This window comes from Aliiroseovarius sp. S2029, from assembly GCF_023195575.1.
GTDB classification, from domain to species: Bacteria; Pseudomonadota; Alphaproteobacteria; order Rhodobacterales; family Rhodobacteraceae; genus Aliiroseovarius; species Aliiroseovarius zhejiangensis.
Map to the genome: position 1 here is coordinate 59,806 of NZ_JALPQE010000001.1, position 19,277 is coordinate 79,082.

Annotated in this window: 23 protein-coding genes; 13 read left to right on the top strand and 10 right to left on the bottom strand. The window is 59.7% G+C overall.

All coding sequences use genetic code 11. The annotated features are described in order from the left end of the window. Positions 1 to 12: 12 nt before the first annotated feature. The 4 genes from trpC to lexA all read left to right on the top strand — a co-directional run bounded on the left by trpC (position 13) and on the right by lexA (position 3,322). The gene (gene trpC, locus MUY21_RS00335) at positions 13 to 813 is read left to right on the top strand and encodes an indole-3-glycerol phosphate synthase TrpC (RefSeq protein ID WP_248408435.1); all 801 of its coding nucleotides are present in this window, start codon (positions 13 to 15) and stop codon (positions 811 to 813) included. Continuing rightward, a complete protein-coding gene (gene moaC, locus MUY21_RS00340) occupies positions 810 to 1,298 on the top strand; it encodes a cyclic pyranopterin monophosphate synthase MoaC (RefSeq protein WP_248408436.1) in 489 nt (162 codons plus the stop codon). The genes trpC and moaC overlap by 4 nt, the downstream gene beginning before the upstream one ends. After that, positions 1,295 to 2,467: a gephyrin-like molybdotransferase Glp gene (gene glp, locus MUY21_RS00345; RefSeq protein WP_248408437.1), complete on the top strand. Its 1,173-nt coding sequence runs from the start codon at positions 1,295 to 1,297 to the stop codon at positions 2,465 to 2,467. Before moaC ends, glp begins: the two co-directional genes overlap by 4 nt. A gap of 156 nt (positions 2,468 to 2,623) precedes the next feature. Then, the gene (lexA, locus tag MUY21_RS00350; protein WP_191284777.1) at positions 2,624 to 3,322 is read left to right on the top strand and encodes a transcriptional repressor LexA; all 699 of its coding nucleotides are present in this window, start codon (positions 2,624 to 2,626) and stop codon (positions 3,320 to 3,322) included. Between the two features lie 112 nt (positions 3,323 to 3,434). Here lexA and phaR read toward each other — a convergent pair whose 3' ends face one another. From phaR to phaC, 3 genes are all read right to left on the bottom strand, one after another. Next, complete coding sequence (phaR, locus tag MUY21_RS00355) at positions 3,435 to 4,004, bottom strand: polyhydroxyalkanoate synthesis repressor PhaR (RefSeq protein ID WP_248408438.1); 570 nt, start codon at positions 4,002 to 4,004, stop codon at positions 3,435 to 3,437. Between the two features lie 187 nt (positions 4,005 to 4,191). Further along, positions 4,192 to 4,635, bottom strand: a complete 444-nt coding sequence (locus tag MUY21_RS00360) for a Phasin (protein ID WP_248408439.1) — start codon at positions 4,633 to 4,635, stop codon at positions 4,192 to 4,194. 132 nt (positions 4,636 to 4,767) lie between these two features. Next, entirely contained in the window at positions 4,768 to 6,561 is a 1,794-nt protein-coding gene (gene phaC / locus MUY21_RS00365; protein WP_248408440.1) for a class I poly(R)-hydroxyalkanoic acid synthase, read from the bottom strand. 105 nt (positions 6,562 to 6,666) lie between these two features. Here phaC and phaZ point away from each other — a divergent pair, with 105 nt between their 5' ends. Next, a complete protein-coding gene (gene phaZ / locus MUY21_RS00370) occupies positions 6,667 to 7,986 on the top strand; it encodes a polyhydroxyalkanoate depolymerase (protein ID WP_248408441.1) in 1,320 nt (439 codons plus the stop codon). 60 nt (positions 7,987 to 8,046) lie between these two features. On the opposite strand, the gene MUY21_RS00375 is transcribed toward phaZ, so the two are convergent. Continuing rightward, positions 8,047 to 8,193 (bottom strand): hypothetical protein, encoded by a 147-nt coding sequence (locus MUY21_RS00375; protein WP_248408442.1) that lies wholly within the window; start codon positions 8,191 to 8,193, stop codon positions 8,047 to 8,049. Here MUY21_RS00375 and MUY21_RS00380 point away from each other — a divergent pair. Next, positions 8,192 to 8,479, top strand: a complete 288-nt coding sequence (locus MUY21_RS00380) for a hypothetical protein (protein WP_248408443.1) — start codon at positions 8,192 to 8,194, stop codon at positions 8,477 to 8,479. The genes MUY21_RS00375 and MUY21_RS00380 overlap by 2 nt on opposite strands. A gap of 329 nt (positions 8,480 to 8,808) precedes the next feature. Here the strand turns inward: MUY21_RS00380 and MUY21_RS00385 are convergent, their stop codons facing one another. Together MUY21_RS00385 and MUY21_RS00390 are read right to left on the bottom strand one after the other, a co-directional pair. Then, positions 8,809 to 9,522 carry an alpha/beta fold hydrolase gene (locus MUY21_RS00385; protein ID WP_348984570.1) on the bottom strand — a complete coding sequence of 238 codons (714 nt, stop codon included), beginning with the start codon at positions 9,520 to 9,522 and terminating at the stop codon, positions 8,809 to 8,811. An 87-nt stretch (positions 9,523 to 9,609) separates the two neighbouring features. Continuing rightward, complete coding sequence (locus MUY21_RS00390) at positions 9,610 to 10,359, bottom strand: alpha/beta hydrolase (protein WP_248408444.1); 750 nt, start codon at positions 10,357 to 10,359, stop codon at positions 9,610 to 9,612. A 170-nt stretch (positions 10,360 to 10,529) separates the two neighbouring features. Between MUY21_RS00390 and thrS the strand changes: the two genes are divergently transcribed. The 5 genes from thrS (at position 10,530) to MUY21_RS00415 (ending at position 15,508) form a co-directional block, all read left to right on the top strand. Then, positions 10,530 to 12,476 carry a threonine--tRNA ligase gene (gene thrS / locus MUY21_RS00395; protein ID WP_248408445.1) on the top strand — a complete coding sequence of 649 codons (1,947 nt, stop codon included), beginning with the start codon at positions 10,530 to 10,532 and terminating at the stop codon, positions 12,474 to 12,476. 405 nt (positions 12,477 to 12,881) lie between these two features. Further along, entirely contained in the window at positions 12,882 to 13,190 is a 309-nt protein-coding gene (locus MUY21_RS00400) for a DUF2282 domain-containing protein (protein ID WP_248408446.1), read from the top strand. Positions 13,191 to 13,284: 94 nt separating this feature from the next. Further along, positions 13,285 to 14,154 (top strand): DUF692 domain-containing protein, encoded by an 870-nt coding sequence (locus tag MUY21_RS00405; protein WP_248408447.1) that lies wholly within the window; start codon positions 13,285 to 13,287, stop codon positions 14,152 to 14,154. Beyond that, the gene (locus MUY21_RS00410) at positions 14,151 to 14,939 is read left to right on the top strand and encodes a DNA-binding domain-containing protein (protein ID WP_248408448.1); all 789 of its coding nucleotides are present in this window, start codon (positions 14,151 to 14,153) and stop codon (positions 14,937 to 14,939) included. Before MUY21_RS00405 ends, MUY21_RS00410 begins: the two co-directional genes overlap by 4 nt. Before the next feature lie 20 nt (positions 14,940 to 14,959). Further along, the gene (locus MUY21_RS00415; protein ID WP_248408449.1) at positions 14,960 to 15,508 is read left to right on the top strand and encodes a DoxX family membrane protein; all 549 of its coding nucleotides are present in this window, start codon (positions 14,960 to 14,962) and stop codon (positions 15,506 to 15,508) included. Between the two features lie 7 nt (positions 15,509 to 15,515). On the opposite strand, the gene MUY21_RS00420 is transcribed toward MUY21_RS00415, so the two are convergent. Next, positions 15,516 to 15,872: a hypothetical protein gene (locus tag MUY21_RS00420; protein ID WP_248408450.1), complete on the bottom strand. Its 357-nt coding sequence runs from the start codon at positions 15,870 to 15,872 to the stop codon at positions 15,516 to 15,518. Positions 15,873 to 15,906: 34 nt separating this feature from the next. Next, positions 15,907 to 16,242, bottom strand: coding sequence for an ArsC/Spx/MgsR family protein (locus tag MUY21_RS00425; RefSeq protein ID WP_248408451.1), 336 nt, complete (start codon positions 16,240 to 16,242; stop codon positions 15,907 to 15,909). Positions 16,243 to 16,526: 284 nt separating this feature from the next. Between MUY21_RS00425 and MUY21_RS00430 the strand changes: the two genes are divergently transcribed. Beyond that, positions 16,527 to 16,745: a cold-shock protein gene (locus MUY21_RS00430; RefSeq protein WP_248408452.1), complete on the top strand. Its 219-nt coding sequence runs from the start codon at positions 16,527 to 16,529 to the stop codon at positions 16,743 to 16,745. A 176-nt stretch (positions 16,746 to 16,921) separates the two neighbouring features. Here the strand turns inward: MUY21_RS00430 and MUY21_RS00435 are convergent, their stop codons facing one another. Together MUY21_RS00435 and thyX are read right to left on the bottom strand one after the other, a co-directional pair. Continuing rightward, a complete protein-coding gene (locus MUY21_RS00435) occupies positions 16,922 to 17,746 on the bottom strand; it encodes a hypothetical protein (RefSeq protein WP_248408453.1) in 825 nt (274 codons plus the stop codon). A gap of 6 nt (positions 17,747 to 17,752) precedes the next feature. Beyond that, positions 17,753 to 18,661, bottom strand: coding sequence for an FAD-dependent thymidylate synthase (gene thyX / locus MUY21_RS00440; protein ID WP_248408454.1), 909 nt, complete (start codon positions 18,659 to 18,661; stop codon positions 17,753 to 17,755). Between the two features lie 155 nt (positions 18,662 to 18,816). Between thyX and MUY21_RS00445 the strand changes: the two genes are divergently transcribed. After that, positions 18,817 to 19,245: a VOC family protein gene (locus MUY21_RS00445; RefSeq protein WP_248408455.1), complete on the top strand. Its 429-nt coding sequence runs from the start codon at positions 18,817 to 18,819 to the stop codon at positions 19,243 to 19,245. The last annotated feature ends 32 nt before the right edge of the window (positions 19,246 to 19,277 follow it).

Sequence of the window (19,277 nt, forward strand, 5' to 3'; positions counted from 1 at the left end):
TAGACCACCCCCATGAGCACCGTTCTGGACAAAATCAAAGCCTACAAACTGGATCATGTGGCCGCGTGCAAAACCGCCCGCCCCCTGTCCGAGGTTGAGGCCGCCGCCCGTGAGGCATCCCCCACGCGCGGTTTCGCGCAGGCGCTGATGAAGGCCGCAGAAACCGGCTATGGCCTGATCGCCGAGATCAAGAAGGCCAGCCCGTCGAAGGGGTTGATCCGCGCCGATTTCGACCCGCCCGCACTTGCCCGCGCCTATGAGGCGGGCGGCGCGACCTGCCTGTCGGTTCTGACGGATGGGCCGTCCTTTCAGGGTGCGGATGAATACTTGGTTGCTGCGCGCGATGCGGTCACGCTCCCGGCGCTGCGCAAGGATTTCATGTATGATACCTATCAGGTCGCTGAAGCCCGCGCGCTGGGTGCGGACTGCATTCTGATCATCATGGCATCGGTAGAGGACGCGCAGGCGCAAGAGATTGAAGACGCCGCGTTTTCCTGGGGCATGGACGTTCTGATCGAAGTGCATGACGAGGCCGAACTTGACCGCGCCCTGGCGCTGAAATCGCCGCTGCTGGGGGTAAACAACCGCAACCTCAAAACTTTTGAAACCACGCTCGACACCACCCGCCGTCTGTCGAAACTGGCCCCCGCCGACCGCCATCTGGTGTGCGAAAGCGGGCTGTCGACGCCGCAAGATCTGGCTGTCATGGCCGAATATGGGGCGCGCAGCTTCCTGATTGGGGAAAGCCTGATGCGACAGAATGATGTCGAGGCCGCCACCCGCGCACTGCTCGCCAACCCGGTGCCGGCATGAGCGACAAATCCCCCCTGACCCATTTTGACGCCGACGGACAGGCCCACATGGTCGACGTGTCCGACAAAGCCGTGACCGACCGCATCGCCTTGGCCGAAGGGTTCGTCAAGATGACGCCCGAGACACTGGCGCTGGTCATGTCCGGATCGGCCAAGAAAGGCGACGTTCTTGGCGTGGCGCGGCTGGCTGGGATTATGGGGGCCAAGCGCACATCGGACTTGATCCCGCTGTGCCATCCGCTGCCTATCACCAAGGTCGCGCTGGAGCTTACGCCGCAGCCCGACCTGCCCGGCGTCCGCGTCACCGCGACTGTCAAAACCGGTGGACAAACCGGGGTCGAGATGGAGGCGCTGACCGCTGTCTCGACCGCCTGCCTGACCGTCTATGACATGCTGAAAGCGGCGGAAAAGGGTATGGAGATCACTGCTATCCGCCTGTTGCGCAAGGAAGGCGGGAAGTCGGGCATATACGAGGCCGACAGATGATCACCGTGACCGAGGCGCTGGATGCGATATTCAAGCTGGTCGAACCGCTTGGAACGGAAGACGTGCCGCTGGCCGACGCTGCGGGGCGCATCCTTGCCCAGCACGTCACGGCCACCCGCCTGCAACCGCCCTTCGCCGCGTCAGCCATGGATGGATATGCTTTGAACGGTGTCGAGGCCGACCCCGAAGCGATGTTCCGCGTGATCGGCGAAAGCGCGGCGGGGCATGGGTTCGACGGTCAGGTGGGTCCGGGGGAATGCGTGCGTATCTTCACCGGCGCGCCGATGCCGGACGGAACCGATCGGGTGATCATTCAGGAAGATGTGGAGCGCAAGGGCGATCTGATCACGCTGGCGCGCGCGCTGGACAAGGGCCCGCATGTGCGCCCTGCAGGCGCCGATTTCGCCCCCGGTGACACAATCCCTGCTCCGCGCATCCTGTCCCCCGCCGACCTTGCACTGGCGGCGGCGATGAATGTGCCGGCACTGACGGTCACACGCAAACCCGTCGTGGCCCTTCTGGCCACCGGGGACGAGTTGGTCATGCCCGGCGAGGAACCCGGCCCCGACCAGATCATCGCCTCGAACGCTTTTGGGTTGAAAGCCCTGATCGAGGCCAATGGTGGCCACGCCCGCATGTTGCCCATCGCGCGCGACAACGCAGCCAGCCTGCGCATGGCGTTCGATCTGGCCTCGGACGCCGATCTGATCGTCACGATCGGCGGCGCGTCGGTGGGCGATCATGACCTTGTGGGCGACGTGGCCGCCGACATGGGCATGGAACAGAGTTTCTATAAGGTCCTGATGCGCCCCGGAAAACCGTTGATGGCCGGGCGCATCGGTGACGCGGTGATGATCGGCCTGCCCGGCAACCCCGTCTCGTCGATGGTCTGCGGGCATGTGTTCCTGGTGCCTGCGCTGCGGGCGCTTCTGGGTCTGGGCGCTGCGGCTGCGCCGCGCAAATCGGCGACCCTGGTCGCGCCCGTCACAGCCAATGGCCCGCGTGAACATTATATGCGCGCCCGAGTCGATGACGACCAGATCACCATCTTTGACAGCCAGGACAGCGCGCTTCTGAGCGTGCTGGCGCAGGCCAACGCATTGGCGATCCGCCCTGCCTCTGATCCGGCGCGCGATGCGGGGGCGCAGCTGGATTATTTGCCGATCTGACACGATTTTTTGCGCCCACATTCCCGCCAGACGTGCGCAGTTGACACAAAAAGGGAACAGGGATAGAACATTCCTTGAACGCCCGAACGCAAGGGCCATCCCGAACCGTCATCCCAACGACGGCCACGGATTACAAAACGACGGAGGAATGAGCAGATGCTGACCCGCAAGCAGTTGGAACTTCTGGATTTTATTCACAAACGGATCCAACGCGACGGCGTCCCCCCGTCCTTTGACGAAATGAAAGAGGCGCTGGACCTGCGATCAAAATCCGGCATTCACCGGTTGATCACGGCTCTGGAAGAACGCGGCTTCATCCGCCGTCTGGCCCATCGCGCCCGCGCCATCGAAATCGTGAAACTGCCCGAACCATTGGAAAATTCCGGTCGCGCCGGGTTTGAGCCGCGCGTGATTAAGGGCGACCGCCCCGAACAGACGCCACCAAGCGCCATCCCTCTGGAAGGGCTGGGCGTCAGCGACCTGCCCCTGATGGGGCGCATCGCCGCCGGACAACCGATCGAGGCCATAACAGACGGCGCTCAGCACGTGTCGGTGCCCGAAACCATGCTGGGCACGGGCGGGCGCCACTATGCGCTTGAGGTCAAGGGCGATTCCATGATCGACGCCGGGATCAACAACGGAGACATCGTGGTCATCCGTGAGACCAGCCAAGCGCAGAATGGCGACATTGTCGTGGCGCAGGTGGATGGGTATGAGGCGACGTTGAAACGCTTTCGCAAGACCGATGGGATGATCGCGCTGGAAGCGGCCAATCCGGCGTATGAAACCCGCTTGCTGCCCGAAGGTCAGGTCAGCGTTCAGGGCAAACTGGTCGGGCTGATCCGCACTTACTGATCCGCCTCATCCGGGCGGGTCAAGGCAGCTTACAAACGAAAAAGGGACGCGACTGATGCGCGTCCCTTGTCTTTTGTGGCCCGACCCTCGGGCACCAGTCGTCGGGCGGGTGTCACCCAAGCCCGGACAATTTCTTCTGCAAATCCGCCAACTGCTTCTTGATCGCCTCCAACTCGTCCTTGGAACTTCCATCGGACGCCTCTGACGCGTCGTCCTCGCCCTCATCAGAGGTGCTGTTGCCGGGAAAACCGCTCATCATCGCTTTCATGAAGGCTTCCTGCTGTGCACGCATGGCTTCAAACCCCGGCATCTGCGCCATCGGATTGCCCATGGCGCCAAAGTTCTCCATCATCTTGGATTGCCCATCGCGCAGCATCTCGAAACTGGCGGCCAGAAATTGCGGCACGACGCTTTGCGCTTGCGTGGTGTAAGACCGCACAAGGTCCGTCAGCACATCCACTGGCAACACGCTTTCGCCGCGGCTTTCATGTTCGGCAACGATTTGAAGCAGGTATTGGCGCGTCAGATCATCCCCTGACTTCAGGTCGATGATCTGCACCTCACGTCCATCGCGGATGAACCCGGCGATGTCGTCCAGGGTCACGTAATCCGACGTCTCGGTGTTATAAAGTCGCCGACTCGCGTAACGCTTGATCAGCAGCGGTTCTTTTTTCTGAGCCATCATACCTCCCCGCAGCATCTAGGGTATGCTGCACTGCAAAAGCCTAGCAGCGCACGGCCCAAAGGCAAGCCTTTTGACCAAAAGTTTACGTCACAACCTTCGGCGCAAAGGGCAACGAAAAAGGGCGAGCCCAAGGCTCGCCCTTTCGGAAATTGCCGGGAGGGAGGTTGACCCCGGCGTGATCCGCTTACTTCGCAGTCGCTTTTTTGGCGGCTTTCTGAACTTCGTCAGAGGCTTTCTTGACAGCAGCCTGAGCGTCGTCGCCCATTTCCTTGCCGGCAGCCATCAGCAGCTCAACGGTTTCAGCCTGAACTTTCTTGGCGACTTCAGCGAAAGCAGCCAGGTTCTCGGCAGCCATTTCAGCCTGAGCCGATGCGAAATCGGTGACGGCTTTGCCATACTCGGCGGCTTCTTCTTTGGCGGTGGTCACGTCGCCCATTTTTTCCAGGGTTTCTTTGGTCCACTTGGTCGAGATTTCGGCCGACTGACCAGCAGCTTGCAGAGCAACTTTCGACAGTTTCTCGCCCAGGGCAGCCTGGTTTTTGAAAGCGTCTTGAGCAACCGACATATCAACGGGGAAGTTGCCCATCATGTCTTGGAACATCTTGGTGAAGTCTTGGGTCTTGGTCATTGTCATATTCTCCATGGTTTGGCGCCGGGAGGAGGACGCCTGAATTTGTTATGAGGAGAATATGCATGCTGCAGTGCAGAAAATCAAGTCTTTTTCTGCACTGCAGCATAAACTATCTAAAGTTGTTGAAAATCAATTATTTGGCTTGTTCACAACATATGTTCCGGGCGCCGGGGCAAGGGGTTTGTGCGAAGAATCGCCTATTTTTCTTGCCTCGATCTGCTTCCCGGACCGCTTGGACAGCCATTGATCCCAGCGCCCCCACCATGACCCTTCGTTGAATGTCGCGCCCTCCATCCAGTCATCGGACGCCGCAGGCCAGTCATCATTGGTATAGTGGCCGTATTTCTTTTTCGACGGCGGGTTCACGATCCCGGCGATATGGCCGCTTTGCGACACGATGAAGGTCTTGTCCTTCGATCCCATCTGCCGGATGCCATCATAGGATGACTTCCAGGCCGCGATATGGTCGGTTTCACAGGCAATGGCACAAAGCGGCACATCGACATCCTTGATTGACAGATGCTCGTCCAGCAGTTCGAAGTCGCCTTTGGCAAAGCGATTGTCCTGGCACAGACCGCGCAGGTATTCGATGGTCATTTTCGCAGGTAGGTTGGTGCTGTCACCGTTCCAATACAGAAGATCGAACGCCGGGGGGGTCTTGCCCAGCATGTAACTGTTGATCGCGGGACCATAGATCAGGTCATTGGGCCGCAGATACGAAAACGTGCGCGACATGAAGAAACTGTCCAGATAACCTTTTTCCTGCACTTCCTCCTCGATCCCGCCCACGAAATCGTCATTCAGGAAAACGCCCACTTCGCCCTGATCTTCGAAATCGGTCAGGGTGGTGAAGAAGGTGGCCGAGTTGACGGATTTATCACCGCGCTTCTTCATCAGCGACAGGGTCAGAGACAAGGTCGTACCGGCAATGCAATACCCGACGACATTGACTTTCTTCTGCTTCGTGATCGCCTTCACCTCGCGCATGGCGGCCAGATAGCCATCTTCGATGTAATCACCCATCCCGACATCGGCATAAGAGGCATCGGGGTTCACCCAGCTGACCACAAACAGCGTATAGCCCTGATCGACGATCCATTTGATCAGGCTGTTCTGCTCTTTCAGATCGAGAATATAGAACTTGTTGATCCAGGGCGGAAAGATGATCAGCGGCGTGGCATGCACCTTTTCGGTTGTCGCCTCATACTGGATCAGCTCCATCATCCTGTTGCGAAAGACGACCTGTCCCGGCGTCGTGGCGATATTGCCGCCCACTTCGAACGCGCTTTCATCCACCAGTTTGACCAGAAGTTCCCCATCATTGGCTTCCAGATCAGCGACCAGATTTTCCAGCCCCTGCACCAGCGACTGGCCGTTTGTCTCAACCGCCCGCTCCAACGCGTCAGGATTGGTGGCAAGAAAATTCGTGGGGCTCATCATATCGACGATCTGCTGGGTGAAGAATTCCATCCGCTTGGCTTCGTCAGGATCAAGCCCCTCGACGTCCTTCAGGGCATTTTCGATCGTCTGGGACGAAATCAGATACTGTTTCTTGACATAGTTGTAATATGGGTGCGTGTCCCACAGCGGATTGGAAAAGCGCCGGTCTTTCGGGCCGGGATCTTCGGGTGCTGTGAAGTCTCCGCTGGCCAGGGATGCCTGAGCTTCGATGGCATGTTCCAGCGTCTTGGACCAGAACGCGATCTGGTGTTCGAACATTTTCGACGGGTTGGCCATCATGTCGGCCCAGATCGTGCCCGCCGCCTTGGCATAGAAATCGTGCCCCGGCGCCTGAAGGCTGGGGCGCACGGGTTTGCGGTGGGCCATGATATTGGCCAGCCGCTTCGACAGCTCTTCGATGCGGGCGAGGTTGTTGTTCAGTTCACTCAGTTCCTGGCCTTTGTTAACTTGGTCAGTTGTCATGAAACAATTTCCCCCCTATGGTTTTTCGCAAGTGCAGCATCGAAAAAACTGCATGTGTTATCTGACTATGCAAATGCAAAGCGACAAATCAAAGGCTAATATAAAATGCGGTACATGGCGACATACGATCTGATGGAGACACTCCGCAATACGAATCAGTGGCTGGGGGCAACGGCCGCTGCCATGGGGTCGTATCCCGCAACAGCCTTGGTTCCGAACCCGTTCTTTCAGCTTATGTCTGCCTGGGGTGAAGTGACCGAGCGCAGTTTTGAACGCATGGTCGCCAAACCGGACTGGGGTATTCTAAGCGTGGTCGGCGAAGACGGACGCGATCATGTGGTCCAGGTGGAAAAACGGGTCGAGCGTCCTTTCGGCGACCTGATCAAGTTCAACGTGGCGGGTCGTGCCGAGATGAAGCGCCGCATCCTGCTGGTGGCGCCGATGTCCGGTCACTATGCAACGCTTCTGCGGTCGACGGTGGCCAGCCTTCTGCCAGATGCCGATGTGTATATCACCGACTGGCACAACGCCCGCGACATCCCGGTCAGCAAAGGCAAGTTCGATATCGAGGACTACACGCGCTATCTGGTCGATTTCATGCGCTATCTCGGCCCTGACATCAACGTGGTCGCCGTGTGCCAGCCTGCCCCGCTGACGCTTGCGGCAACCGCCTATCTGGCCGAGCTGGATCCCGAAGCACAGCCCCAGACCCTGACCCTTATCGGTGGGCCGATCGACCCCGATGCCGCCGCTACGGACGTGACCGATTTCGGTCGCCGGGTCACGATGGGACAGCTGGAAGGTCTTGCCCTGCAACGGGTGGGGTTCAAATACAAGGGCGCCGGGCGCAAGGTCTATCCGGGCCTGATGCAACTGGCCGGGTTCATGTCGATGAATGCCGAAACCCACAGCAAGGCATTTTCCGCCCAGATCCTGCGCGTCGCCAAGGACGAAGCGTCGGACAACGACAAGCACAACCGGTTCTATGACGAATATCTTGCCGTGATGGACATGACGGCCGAGTTCTATCTGTCCACGGTCGAACGCGTCTTCAAGAACGGCGAGATCGCGAAGAATGAATTTATGGTTGATGGTCACAAGATCGATATCGGTGCCATCACCGACGTTGCGGTCAAGACCGTCGAAGGCACCAAGGACGACATCACCGCCCCCGGCCAGTGCATCGCCGCGCTTGACCTTCTGACCGGCTTGCACGCGGACAAGAAGGCCAGCCATGTCGAAGAGGGCGCGGGCCATTACGGTATCTTTGCCGGGAAAAGCTGGCGCAACAACATCCGCCCGCTGGTCCTGGATTTCATCGACCAGAATGCCGGACGTCACGACCGACAGGCTGCCAAGACGCGTGCCAAACGAGACGCTGCAAGGAAGGCGAAGCTGAAGGTCGTGAAGGCCGCCGGGGAATAGGACGGACCCCCCGCAAACGGCACCGGCGGACGGCAGGCCGTAAGGTTGGGTCAAAACGGGTCAAAGGGCGACGCAAGGCTTGCTGCGCATGGATACGTCGATCAGATCATCGCCCACGCGAACGCCGACGCAGGCAATCGGGGTCAGCCGATCAGCAATCTGAATAGCCGTCGCCATCTGCCGGATCAATCCGCAGATGTGTGACATGCCCGCTGGCACCGCAGATCTGGACCAGCCAGGTCTGGGCATAGCCCTGCCACCCGCCTCCAAGCAACGCCTGAAGATATCGGTCAACCCCACCCGCGCGCACCAGATCCGGGATTCTGGCACGCATCGCCCGATCACCGAAAAAAGGATCCGTTTCATCGCCGGGATGGCGAAGCCCAAAGCGATGAAAGTTGGCGCGATCCTGCTGGACGACCGCGCCGACATCCCTGAGTGGCGCACCACGAGAGTTGAAAAAGTCTTCTTTGCCAATGGTGGTGTAGTATGAGGCAAGATTGGGACCGGCAAAGGCGGTTTGGGCCGTCCCGAAAACAAGTGCCGAAAGCATCAATGAAATCTTGAGCATCTGGAAATCTCCTGTGCAATAAAACACGCCAAGCATAGCCCAATTCGGTTCTTCACGAAACGCAGGCAGGAAATGTCGTCCGTGCCGCGGCTTCGCGACAGGATGGACACGGCAAAAAGCGGTGCGCGTTCAGATCAGATGCAGGCCAAAGACATTGAACATCCTGCCGATGAGCAGGGCTCGATCTGGCCGCGAACATCCGCAGGCATGAGAAGCGAAGCGGTTCAGCAGGCTCTGTTGAAACAGGGTCGTCAGCGCAGTTCCAGCGGCATGTCCAGCCAGGCGCGCATTCCGATATTGACCTGATGGGGGACTTCGAGCGTGGGCAGATGCCCGGCTTCCGGCAGGATGACAAGCTCGGCCCCCGGGATCAGCGCGGCCATGGTTTCATGCCGCCGGGGGGGCGTCAGCCCATCATGAGCCCCGCACATCACCATGGTCGGGATCTTCAGCCGTTGCAGGCTGCGCTGCGCGTCCGGGCGCCGTTGCAGGGCGCGGGATTGACGCACGAACATCTCGGCCCCCAGGCGGTGCGCCATGTCATGGACCAGCGCCATCACCGCGTCGCGCCCCGGACCGGGGGCCATGTGATCGGGTGACAGGCTTTCGGCCATCGCCTCGTCCAGCCGCCCGGCGCTGGCGCGCACGATCTGTGGCTCGCGCCATGCTGCCTGTGCGGGCGTATCCGGCAGGGGTGTGGTCGAAATCAGCGCCAGTCGCGACACCCGGTCCGGCGCGCGGCGGGCGATCTCCATCGCGACGATACCCCCCATGCTCAGCCCGGCCAGCGCAAAACGCGGCGGCAATTGATCCAGAATGTGCCCGGCCATCTCGCGGATCGTGTCCCCCTGCACCGGTGGGGCGACGATGACGATATGGTCGCGCGACAAATCCTCGATCTGCAGGCCGAACACCCGCGCATCGCACATCATTCCGGGGATCAGAACCACAGGTTCCTGCATCATCTGCTCGTTTCTTCTATTGTGCCTCGACGGGGAGTTTGACGCCCCGCTGCCGGTTGCGCAAGCGCGAAGCCGACAGCGCAGCGCAGATCAGATGCGGGCCAGCACCACCTTGACCATTTTTTGGATGGTGCGCAGACATTCGTCGTCCGAGAAACGGTGATCGGCGCCCTTGACCAATGTCAGCCTGATATCATCGCCCTCGACATGCTCCAGCAGCTTCACTGCCTGCGCGGTTGGCACCGCCGTATCCTCGGTCCCTTGCAAGAAGCGCACGGGCATGTCGAGAACCAGAGGGCTGCGCAGGACCAGATGGTCGCGCCCGTCTTCGATCAGGCGCTTGGTGATGATGTAAGCCTCGTCATAATCCGACGGCAGGGACACGAAGCCTTCGCGGTCCAACTCTGCCTTCTGTGCATCTGAGAAACCCGCCCAATACCCATCCTCGGTGAAATCCGGCGCGGCGGCGATGGTGACAAGGCCCACCACCCGACCGGGCCGCGCCCGTGCCAGAAGCAGCGCCTGCCAGCCACCCATCGAACTGCCCACCACCAGAACCGGACCGTCGATCAACGTATCGACCACTGCCAGCGTATCCTCGTGCCAGTCACCGATCGCGCCATCGGTGAAGTCGCCCGAGCTTTGCCCGTGACCGGAGTAGTCGAACCGCAGAAACGAGCGCCCTTGCGCCTTTGCCCAAGCCTCCAGCGCCACGGCTTTCGTGCCCTCCATGTCCGATTTCAGCCCGGACAGGAACAGGATCGTCGGCCCCTTCCCTTCCGTTTTCTCATAGGCAATGCGGTGGCCATTCGCGGTTTCAAGAAACTGTGTATCGGACATGCTGTCCCCCGGTCTGATGCGTCGCGCAAACCATACCGGGCGCAAACCGCTCTGCAATCCCCAACTTTGACCACGGGCCGTTGACAGCGCGCAGGCAAGGGTTCAAAAGGCACCCACACATAACCCGCAACCGGGCGTTCCGTGGGCGCCAAAACGACGAGGAGAAGGCCATGAGCCAGATTTCCCTTACATTTCCTGACGGCAATTCGCGCGCTTTTGACGCGGGCGTAACCCCTGCCGAGGTCGCCGCTGGCATCTCGAATTCGTTGGCCAAGAAGGCGGTTTCGGCCACGGTGGGCGGCAAGCATTGGGATCTTCAATGGCCGATCAATGAGGATGCCCAGATCGCCATTCACACCATGAAGGACGACGTGCAGGCGCTGGAGCTGATCCGCCACGACTTTGCCCACGTGATGGCGCGTGCGGTGCAGGAAATCTGGCCCGACGTGAAGGTCACCATCGGCCCCGTCATTGAGAACGGCTGGTATTATGACTTCGACCGCGAAGAGCCGTTCACGCCTGAGGACCTTGGCCAGATCGAAGCCAAGATGAAAGAGATCATCAACAAGCGCGATCCTGTGACGACCGAGATCTGGGACCGCGACCGCGCGGTCAAGTTCTATGAGGCCAATAACGAGCCCTACAAGGTCGAGTTGATAGAGGCGATTCCCGGTGACGAACCGCTGCGCATGTATTGGCACGGGCATTGGCAGGATCTGTGCCGTGGTCCGCATCTGCAACACACGGGCCAGTTGCCTGCCGACGCCTTCAAACTGATGAGCGTCGCCGGGGCCTATTGGCGCGGCGACAGTGACCGCGCGATGTTGCAGCGGATCTATGGCGTTGGCTTCCAGAACAAAGAGCAGTTGAAGAAACACCTGCATATGTTGGAAGAGGCCGCCAAGCGCGATCACCGTAAGCTGGGCCGCGAGATGGACCTGTTTCACATGCAGGAAGAAGCCCCCGGCCAGATCTTCTGGCACCCCAACGGCTGGACGATCTACACAGAACTTCAGGACTACATGCGCCGCCAGCAAAAGCGCGGCGGTTATGTCGAGGTGAATACGCCACAGGTCGTGGACCGAAAGCTGTGGGAAGCCTCGGGCCACTGGGACAAGTATCAGGAGCATATGTTCATCGTCGAGGTGGACGAAGAACACGCGCGCGAGAAATCGGTGAACGCGCTGAAGCCGATGAACTGTCCCTGCCATGTGCAGGTCTATAACCAGGGCCTGAAATCCTATCGCGACCTGCCCCTGCGGATGGCCGAGTTCGGGTCGTGCAACCGGTATGAGCCCTCAGGCGCGCTGCACGGGATCATGCGGGTGCGCGGGTTCACGCAGGATGACGCCCATATTTTCTGCACCGAAGCGCAGATCGAGGAAGAAACGAAAGTTTTCATCGAGTTTCTGTCCGCGATCTACAAGGATCTGGGCTTTGAGAACTTCGCGATCAAATTCTCGGATCGCCCCGAAAAGCGCGCCGGGTCGGACGCGGTCTGGGACAAGGCCGAGACTGCGCTTCTGGACGCGACCAAGGCCGCCGGGTACGACTGCGAGTTGAACCCCGGTGAAGGCGCGTTTTATGGTCCGAAGCTGGAATTTGTGCTGACCGACGCCATCGGGCGCGACTGGCAATGCGGCACGCTTCAGGTGGATTTCGTGCTGCCAGAGCGGCTGGACGCCAACTATATCGGCGAGGATGGTGCCAAGCACCGCCCGGTCATGCTGCACCGTGCCACGCTTGGGTCGTTTGAACGTTTCATCGGCATTCTGATCGAAAGCCACGCGGGCAAGCTGCCCTTCTGGCTGGCCCCGCGTCAGGTCGTCGTCGCCTCCATCGTGTCGGATGCCGATGACTATGTGCGGCAGGTGGTCGATGCGCTGAAAGCCAAAGGCATCCGGGCCGAGGCCGACACCCGCAACGAAAAGATCAACTACAAGGTCCGCGAACACTCGGTCGGCAAAGTGCCGGTAATCCTGGCCTGCGGCATGAAAGAGGTCGAGGAGGGCACCGTGTCGATGCGCCGTCTGGGCGAAAAACACTCCAAGGTGCTGCCGCTGGACGAGGTGTCCACCACCCTTGCCGCCGAGGCCACACCGCCGGACCTGGCCTGATCGACAAACAGCTCTCAAACCCCCGCCATCGTGCGGGGGTTTTTCGTGGGGCCGGGTGTTATAACCCCATCACGCAGACCATCCCCCAGGCGTCGTTACAGCCAAATATTTGTAACAATCGCGCCGCCAGCGGCATGTTCTTTGTAATTTTTCGCATCACACCCCGCCGCGGATTTGCCAATCATGTCGCTCCTGACACACCGAAAGGCGCGAAAACCCCTTGAATCCCGGCGCTTGGCCGCTGGGCTGATCCGAATTTCTGCAGGGGCAAAACAACTGCTGCTGTTCACTCGCGTTAACGGAGGCGTGAGTTACGCGTTCGTGAGTGGAGCGTGTGACCACCCACCCCTTACCTTTCCCCTACCGCCCCTCAGAGGCGTGAACGAAAAACCGAAAGGAAACTCGATGTCCAACAACATGAAAACCGTCGCCGTTCTTGGTGCTGTTTCAGCCGCTGTGGCTGCCAATGCCGCCCCGGCCTTCGCCGATGGCGAGCAGGAAAAGTGCTTCGGCGTGGCTCTTGCCGGTCAGAATGACTGCGCCGCCGGTCCCGGCACCACATGCGCCGGCACCTCGACCGTCGATTACCAGGGCAATGCCTGGAAACTGGTTCCGGCCGGGTCTTGCGAGTCGATGGAAATCACCGATGCATCCGATGGCGAAAAGCGCATGGGCTCGCTGGAAGCGTTGGAGCGTGACCTGCCCGCCAGCTAATCCGGGTCTCTTGCAACTGGGGGCTGGCCATGTGTGATGGCCACCCCTTCCCGCCTTCGGCACCCGGTCCCCGGCCGTTTCAATGGAGCTTTCAATGCGCGACGTTCAGCACGACAACAGCCTGCCAAACGGGGCGGGCGTCGGATACAAGCCACAGCATTTTGCCGCGCTGACCGAGGATCCCGGCAGTGTAAGCTGGCTTGAAATCCACGCCGAAAACTTCATGGGCGATGGTGGCCGTCCTTTGGCGCAGTTGCGTCATCTGGCCGAACGTTTCCCCATCTCGGTCCATGGGGTTGGCCTGTCCATCGGCGGCGAAGAGCGGCTGGACCCTGAGCATCTGGCACGCTTGAAAAAACTGACGGATTGGCTCAACCCGGCGATGTTCTCTGAGCATCTGGCATGGTCGACCCATGACGGCGCGTTTCTGAACGACCTGCTGCCGCTGCCCTATACGGCCGAGACCCTGTTGCGTGTCACCGCCCATATCGATCAGGTGCAAGACCATCTTGGCCGCAAGATGCTGCTTGAGAACCCATCCTCCTATCTGGCATTTGATGAAAGCACATGGTCCGAACCGGACTTCTTGCACGAAATCGCCCGTCGCACGGGCTGCGGGCTGCTGTTGGATGTGAACAACGTGTTCGTGTCCGCCACCAATCTGAATTTCGATCCGCGCGCCTATATCGACGCCTATCCGCTTGATCTGGTTGAGGAGTTTCATCTGGCCGGTCATGACGAAGACGCAGACGAACTTGGGCGCAAATTGCTGATCGACAGTCATGGCAGGCCGGTCGACGAACCTGTTTGGGCCCTGTTCGATCACGTGATCGCCCGTGCGGGCGCCCGCCCGGCCCTTGTGGAATGGGACAACGACGTACCCGAATGGGACGTGTTGGAAGCCGAGGCTGCACGTGCCACGCAGCATATGAAACCCGCATTAGCCGCAGCGGTGTCCGCATGAACGATAGCGTAACCCTTTCAAGCACGGGCGACGTAACCGTCTCGCAAACAGCGTTTCGCAAGGCCCTGCTTGATCCGCAACACGACGTGCCAGAAGGCTTGACCAACCCCGACGGCCAGCAAGCCGACAAACGCTTCTCGGTCTATCGCAACAACGTGGCGCACGGGTTGTCCGAAGCCATGCTGACCGGCTTTCCGGTGCTCGCCAAATTGGTCGGCGACGTATTTTTTCGTGAAATGGCAAAGGTTTACCTGCGCATTCACCCGCCGGCCTCGCCCCTGATGATGCATTACGGCGCCGCGCTGCCGGGGTTCTTGGAGAGCTTTCCCGGCACGCTACATCTGAAATATCTTCCCGATGTGGCCCGGTTGGAGCTGGCCTTGCGCCGCGCCTACCACGCTGCCGATGCAGCGCCCATTGATCCAACGACGTTGACCCAGCTTGACCAATCCACCCTGATGCGCGCGCGTTTGCATATGTCACCCGCTTGCGAAGTGTTGATCACCAAGTGGCCCGCTAAGGCGATCTGGGATTTCAACATGAAGGATGGACCGCAACCCACCGGTGGTGCAGAAGATATCCTGATCAGCCGTGTTGGTTTTGATCCGGTGGCCGAGCGGTTGCCAAAAGGCGGCGCGCCGTTCGTCAGGTCCCTTATCAAAGGGCGCAGCTTCGGCACCGCGTTGGGGTTGGCCACGGCTGACACGCCCGATTTCGACCTGACCGAAACGCTAAGCGTTCTGATCGCGACGCACGCGATAACCGGCGCCGACAAACCAGACTAACACTTCGGAAGGATACCGTCATGCGCGCCTTGGCAAATCTCTATAACCCGCTGGTCAATCTGGCCGAGCGGCTGGCCCCGGCGACCTTGTCGACGCTGGCCCGGTTCACGTTCGCTGCAACTTTGCTGGGGTATTTCTGGGCATCTGCTCTAACCAAGACCGGTGACGGCGTGCTGGGCATTCTCCAGCCCTCGCTTGGCGCCTATGCACAGATATTCCCGAAGGCGATGGAGGCCGCGTCCTATGATGTCGGTCAGTTGGGCCTGTTTCACTGGGCGGTGGTGGTGGCCGGCACCCTGGCCGAGTTCATCCTGCCGCTGCTGATTACTGTCGGGCTTCTGACACGTCTGGCCGCGCTGGGAATGATTGGTTTTGTCGTCGTGCAAAGCCTGACCGACCTTTACGGCCATGGCGGCATTGACCAGCCCGAAACGCTGGGCGCCTGGTTTGACCGGATCCCAGACAGCGTGATCCTGGATCAAAGGCTGTTCTGGATGGTCGTGCTGGTGACATTGGTGCTGAAAGGCGCGGGGCCATTGTCGGTCGACCGGCTGCTTGGCATCCGCTGAACGACGGTCAGTGCGGGTCGGGTTTCAGGGCAAACAGCGCAAGCAAGCCACCCAATCCGGCCAAAGCAATCGGGAACATGGTGAACACGCCATACCCGAAAGCGAAATACATGCCTGCTGCTGACAACAGCAACAGCACGCCGCCCACCTGAGCCACCGACCGCGCCATCGCGCCCCCGGCCAGCGCCAGAACCGGTGCGATCAGGGCAAAGGCCCGCACACGCCCCGGATGGTCAACCTGTTCGGCCAGATCGGGCAATTCGCCCATCCGCGCGATCACCTCGGTATAGCCATATCCGAAAAACCCGACGACCATGCCCCAGATCCCGGCAATGATCCCCAAAACCAATGCAGCGTTGCGCATGCAGATACCTCCTACTTTCCGAACAGATAGGCGCTCAGGCGGTGTGCTCCAACCAGTCCTCGCGCGTTTTTGCGTCCCAACCCAACGTCAACTTTTCGCCGTCCTCGATCACGGGACGCTTCATCAGGGTCGGGTGTTCTGCAAGCAAATCAAGGGGATCACCAGCGCGCTCAGCCTCGCTCAGCCCGCGCCAGGTGTTGGAGCGCCGGTTGATCAGTGCCGCGCCGAAAGCCTGATGAAACCGCGCCAGATCCGCCGGGTCGACCCCATCCGCGCGCACGTCCACATAATCGACCACGGCCCCTGCCCCTTCCAGAGCCTTCACCGCCTTTCGGCAGGTATCACAGCTCTTCAACCCCCAAAAACGCATCTAACCCGTCCTTCTGCCATGGTCCCGTTGCAAGCGGGCTGCACCCTGCTGCGCGACGCCTGCCCGATGCCTATATGCCCCGATCAGGCCCGAAACGGAAGGACGCCGATTGATGCCCATTGCCCCGGACCAAAAAGGAATCCCTTGCTTTTTTCAGAACATGGTCCAAATCTTATGGAGTAAGACAGCACTATCTACCGCCTCCTTCCCGGCAGTCGGACGATACCTGACTGCACGATGAAGGCCCCGCACGTTGCGGGTGCCCACACCAAGGAGAGACGGAAATGGCCGACAAGCAAAGCGGCATCGTAAAATGGTTCAACACCACCAAGGGCTATGGTTTCATCGCCCCCGAAGCTGGCGGCAACGATGTGTTCGTGCACATCTCGGCGGTCGAACGCTCGGGCCTCACAGGCCTCGCCGACAACCAGAAGGTCCGCTATGACCTGCAAGAGGGCCGCGACGGCCGCCAATCAGCCGTGGACCTTGAATTGGTCAGCTGATCGGACGACCGGTTAGAGAATTGCGAACCCCGCGGAGTGGATGCTCGGCGGGGTTTTTTGTTTGTGGGAATGGTTGGGACGCGCTTCGTTTGCCAAGGGCAGCGCCCGGCACGTGGGTGGGCGAGAAGCGCCCGCCCATGGGGGCGGGTCGGGCGCTGCCCGTGCATGGCACGGGTCTAAACGGCGTTACCAGTCGATTGATATTCTATCCGAGGAGGTAAATCGTTCATTGCGTAGTGAACAAATTGCGCGCCTAGAGCAGTCAATTCATACTCTTCATTGTCATCGAATGCGGATTTCATTTTACTGCTGGAATTACGGGTAGAACTTGAAGCTGACTTCTTCAGGTAGTTACCATTATAATCGGTGGGGCGATGTTGGCGAATTACCCCTCCAGTGGAAAGATCTCGGATCAATAGCTTGAATAGATCCGCTTCAGCGGAATCTTCCCGAACTTGCACTCTGCCGATCTTTGACCAAATTCCGGAGCGCGTTATTCCGTTTCTGTTATAGATTGCTGCGATCACTTCAAAATGCATATCGGAGTATGTTTTAAGCCACTCCAAGAACAAGCGAATGACATCGTCGCTCGCTATTGACGAAGCGGCTGCATTTGCGAGGATGTTTCGAACTAGGTTGCGTTTCTGTTCGCTTTCACTGGCAGCCCACTCCCGAAACGACTTCTTCACAAGAGCTTGGTAGTCATCACTTGAAATCCGCTTTTGAATGGCCTCATCGTGCATATCGATGCGGGCCATTACCTCTACAATGGTCTGCTCCTTCTCCTTCAATTCTTCTTGAAGCATCGCTAGCCAATGCTCTAGAAACTGATTTACGGCATCTTGTTCCTTTTCAGACCAGTATCCAGCGGCAGCCGAGAATAGACCTCCTGCAAACGGAATACTGCTACCAACCGCATTCAGTGCAGCCCTTCCCACCTTACCGGAACGTCCAGAAGCTGGCCCCTTTGGCACAAGATCACCTTTGTTTTCATCGCTCAACTTGATTTACCCCTTCAACTCCGCCTCAAACTCGCGCCACTCCCCCTTTGACATGCCGGAGTTCTCCTGCGTGACCTCTTCGCCTTTCAGCATGCGGCGCACGCAGTCCATGGCGCGACCGGAGAGGTTGGCGCCGCCCAGACGGTAGTCCTCGAACGCGCCGTAGGCGGCGGGGACCCAGTCGGCGACGATGTTGCAGATCGCGTCGGCATAGACGCGGATTTCGTATTGGGCGTGGTGGTCGGCCCGCAGGCGCAGGAAGTGGAACAGGTTGTGCAGATCGACCTTCCAATACCATTGGGTATAGATGTTGGCGGGCAGGTTCATCCGCGCGAGTTCGCGCGCCAGCCCCTGTTGGCCTTCGTCCGAGATCATCGCCTCGTAATTGTCATAGCAGCGGTTGCTGTCGGCCTTCAGGATTTCCAGCACGCGGGCGGCTTCCTCGCCTTCCAGCGTCGCCCCCCGGCCTTGGTTGTTCACCACCGATTGCGCGGCGATGTGTTCGGGCGCGGGGATATAGAACTCGCGGTCCAGTATCGAATAGCGCGCGGAGTATTCGTTCACATTCGCGGTGCGGTGGCGAATCCACTGGCGGGCGACGAAGACGGGCAGTTTGACGTGCAGCTTGATCTCGCACATTTCAAACGGGGTCGAATGCCAGTGACGCATCAGGTAACGGATCAGGCCTTCGTCGTTCTGCACCGATTTGGTGCCCTTGCCATAGCTGACCCGCGCGGCCTGACAGATCGCGGCGTCGTCACCCATATAGTCGATGACGCGGACAAAGCCGTGGTCCAACACCTCATGCGCCGTATAGAGGTGTTTTTCCATCCCCGGGCTGACCGCACGCAAGGTCGGTTGCGGGGTGCTGCGCTGGTCTTCGATTTCGCGGATCTGTTCGGGGCTCAGGGGCATGTCGAATCTCTCGTCTCGTGGTTGCCCGGCCACTATATATAGTCGCGGCCCATGGCAAAACACCCATATGGCGTGGAGGCTGCGTTTCTGCTTTTCTCACCCGCCTGACCTGATAGGCTGGCGATATATCCACCGGAACCACGAAGAGAGAGCAGATGAAACTTCGATACCTGCACACGATGGTGCGCGTGAAGAACCTGGAAGAGAGCATGCGGTTCTATGAGCTTCTGGGGCTTGAGAAAACCCGGCAGATGGATTCGGAACAGGGGCGGTTTTCGCTGATCTTCATGGCCCCGCCGGGCCAGCCGGAGTGCCCCATCGAGCTGACCTATAACTGGGATGGCGATGACGGATTGCCGTCAGACAGCCGCCATTTCGGGCATCTGGCCTATGAGGTCGAGAATATTTACGAGATGTGCCAGCACCTGATGGACAACGGTGTGACGATCAACCGTCCGCCGCGGGATGGGCGCATGGCGTTCGTGCGGTCGCCCGACAACATTTCGGTCGAGCTGTTGCAGGCCGGTGATCCCCTGCCCCCGCAAGAACCATGGGCCAGCATGGACAACACCGGTCACTGGTAATGCGCGCAGGGCGGATCACACAGTGGGCACTG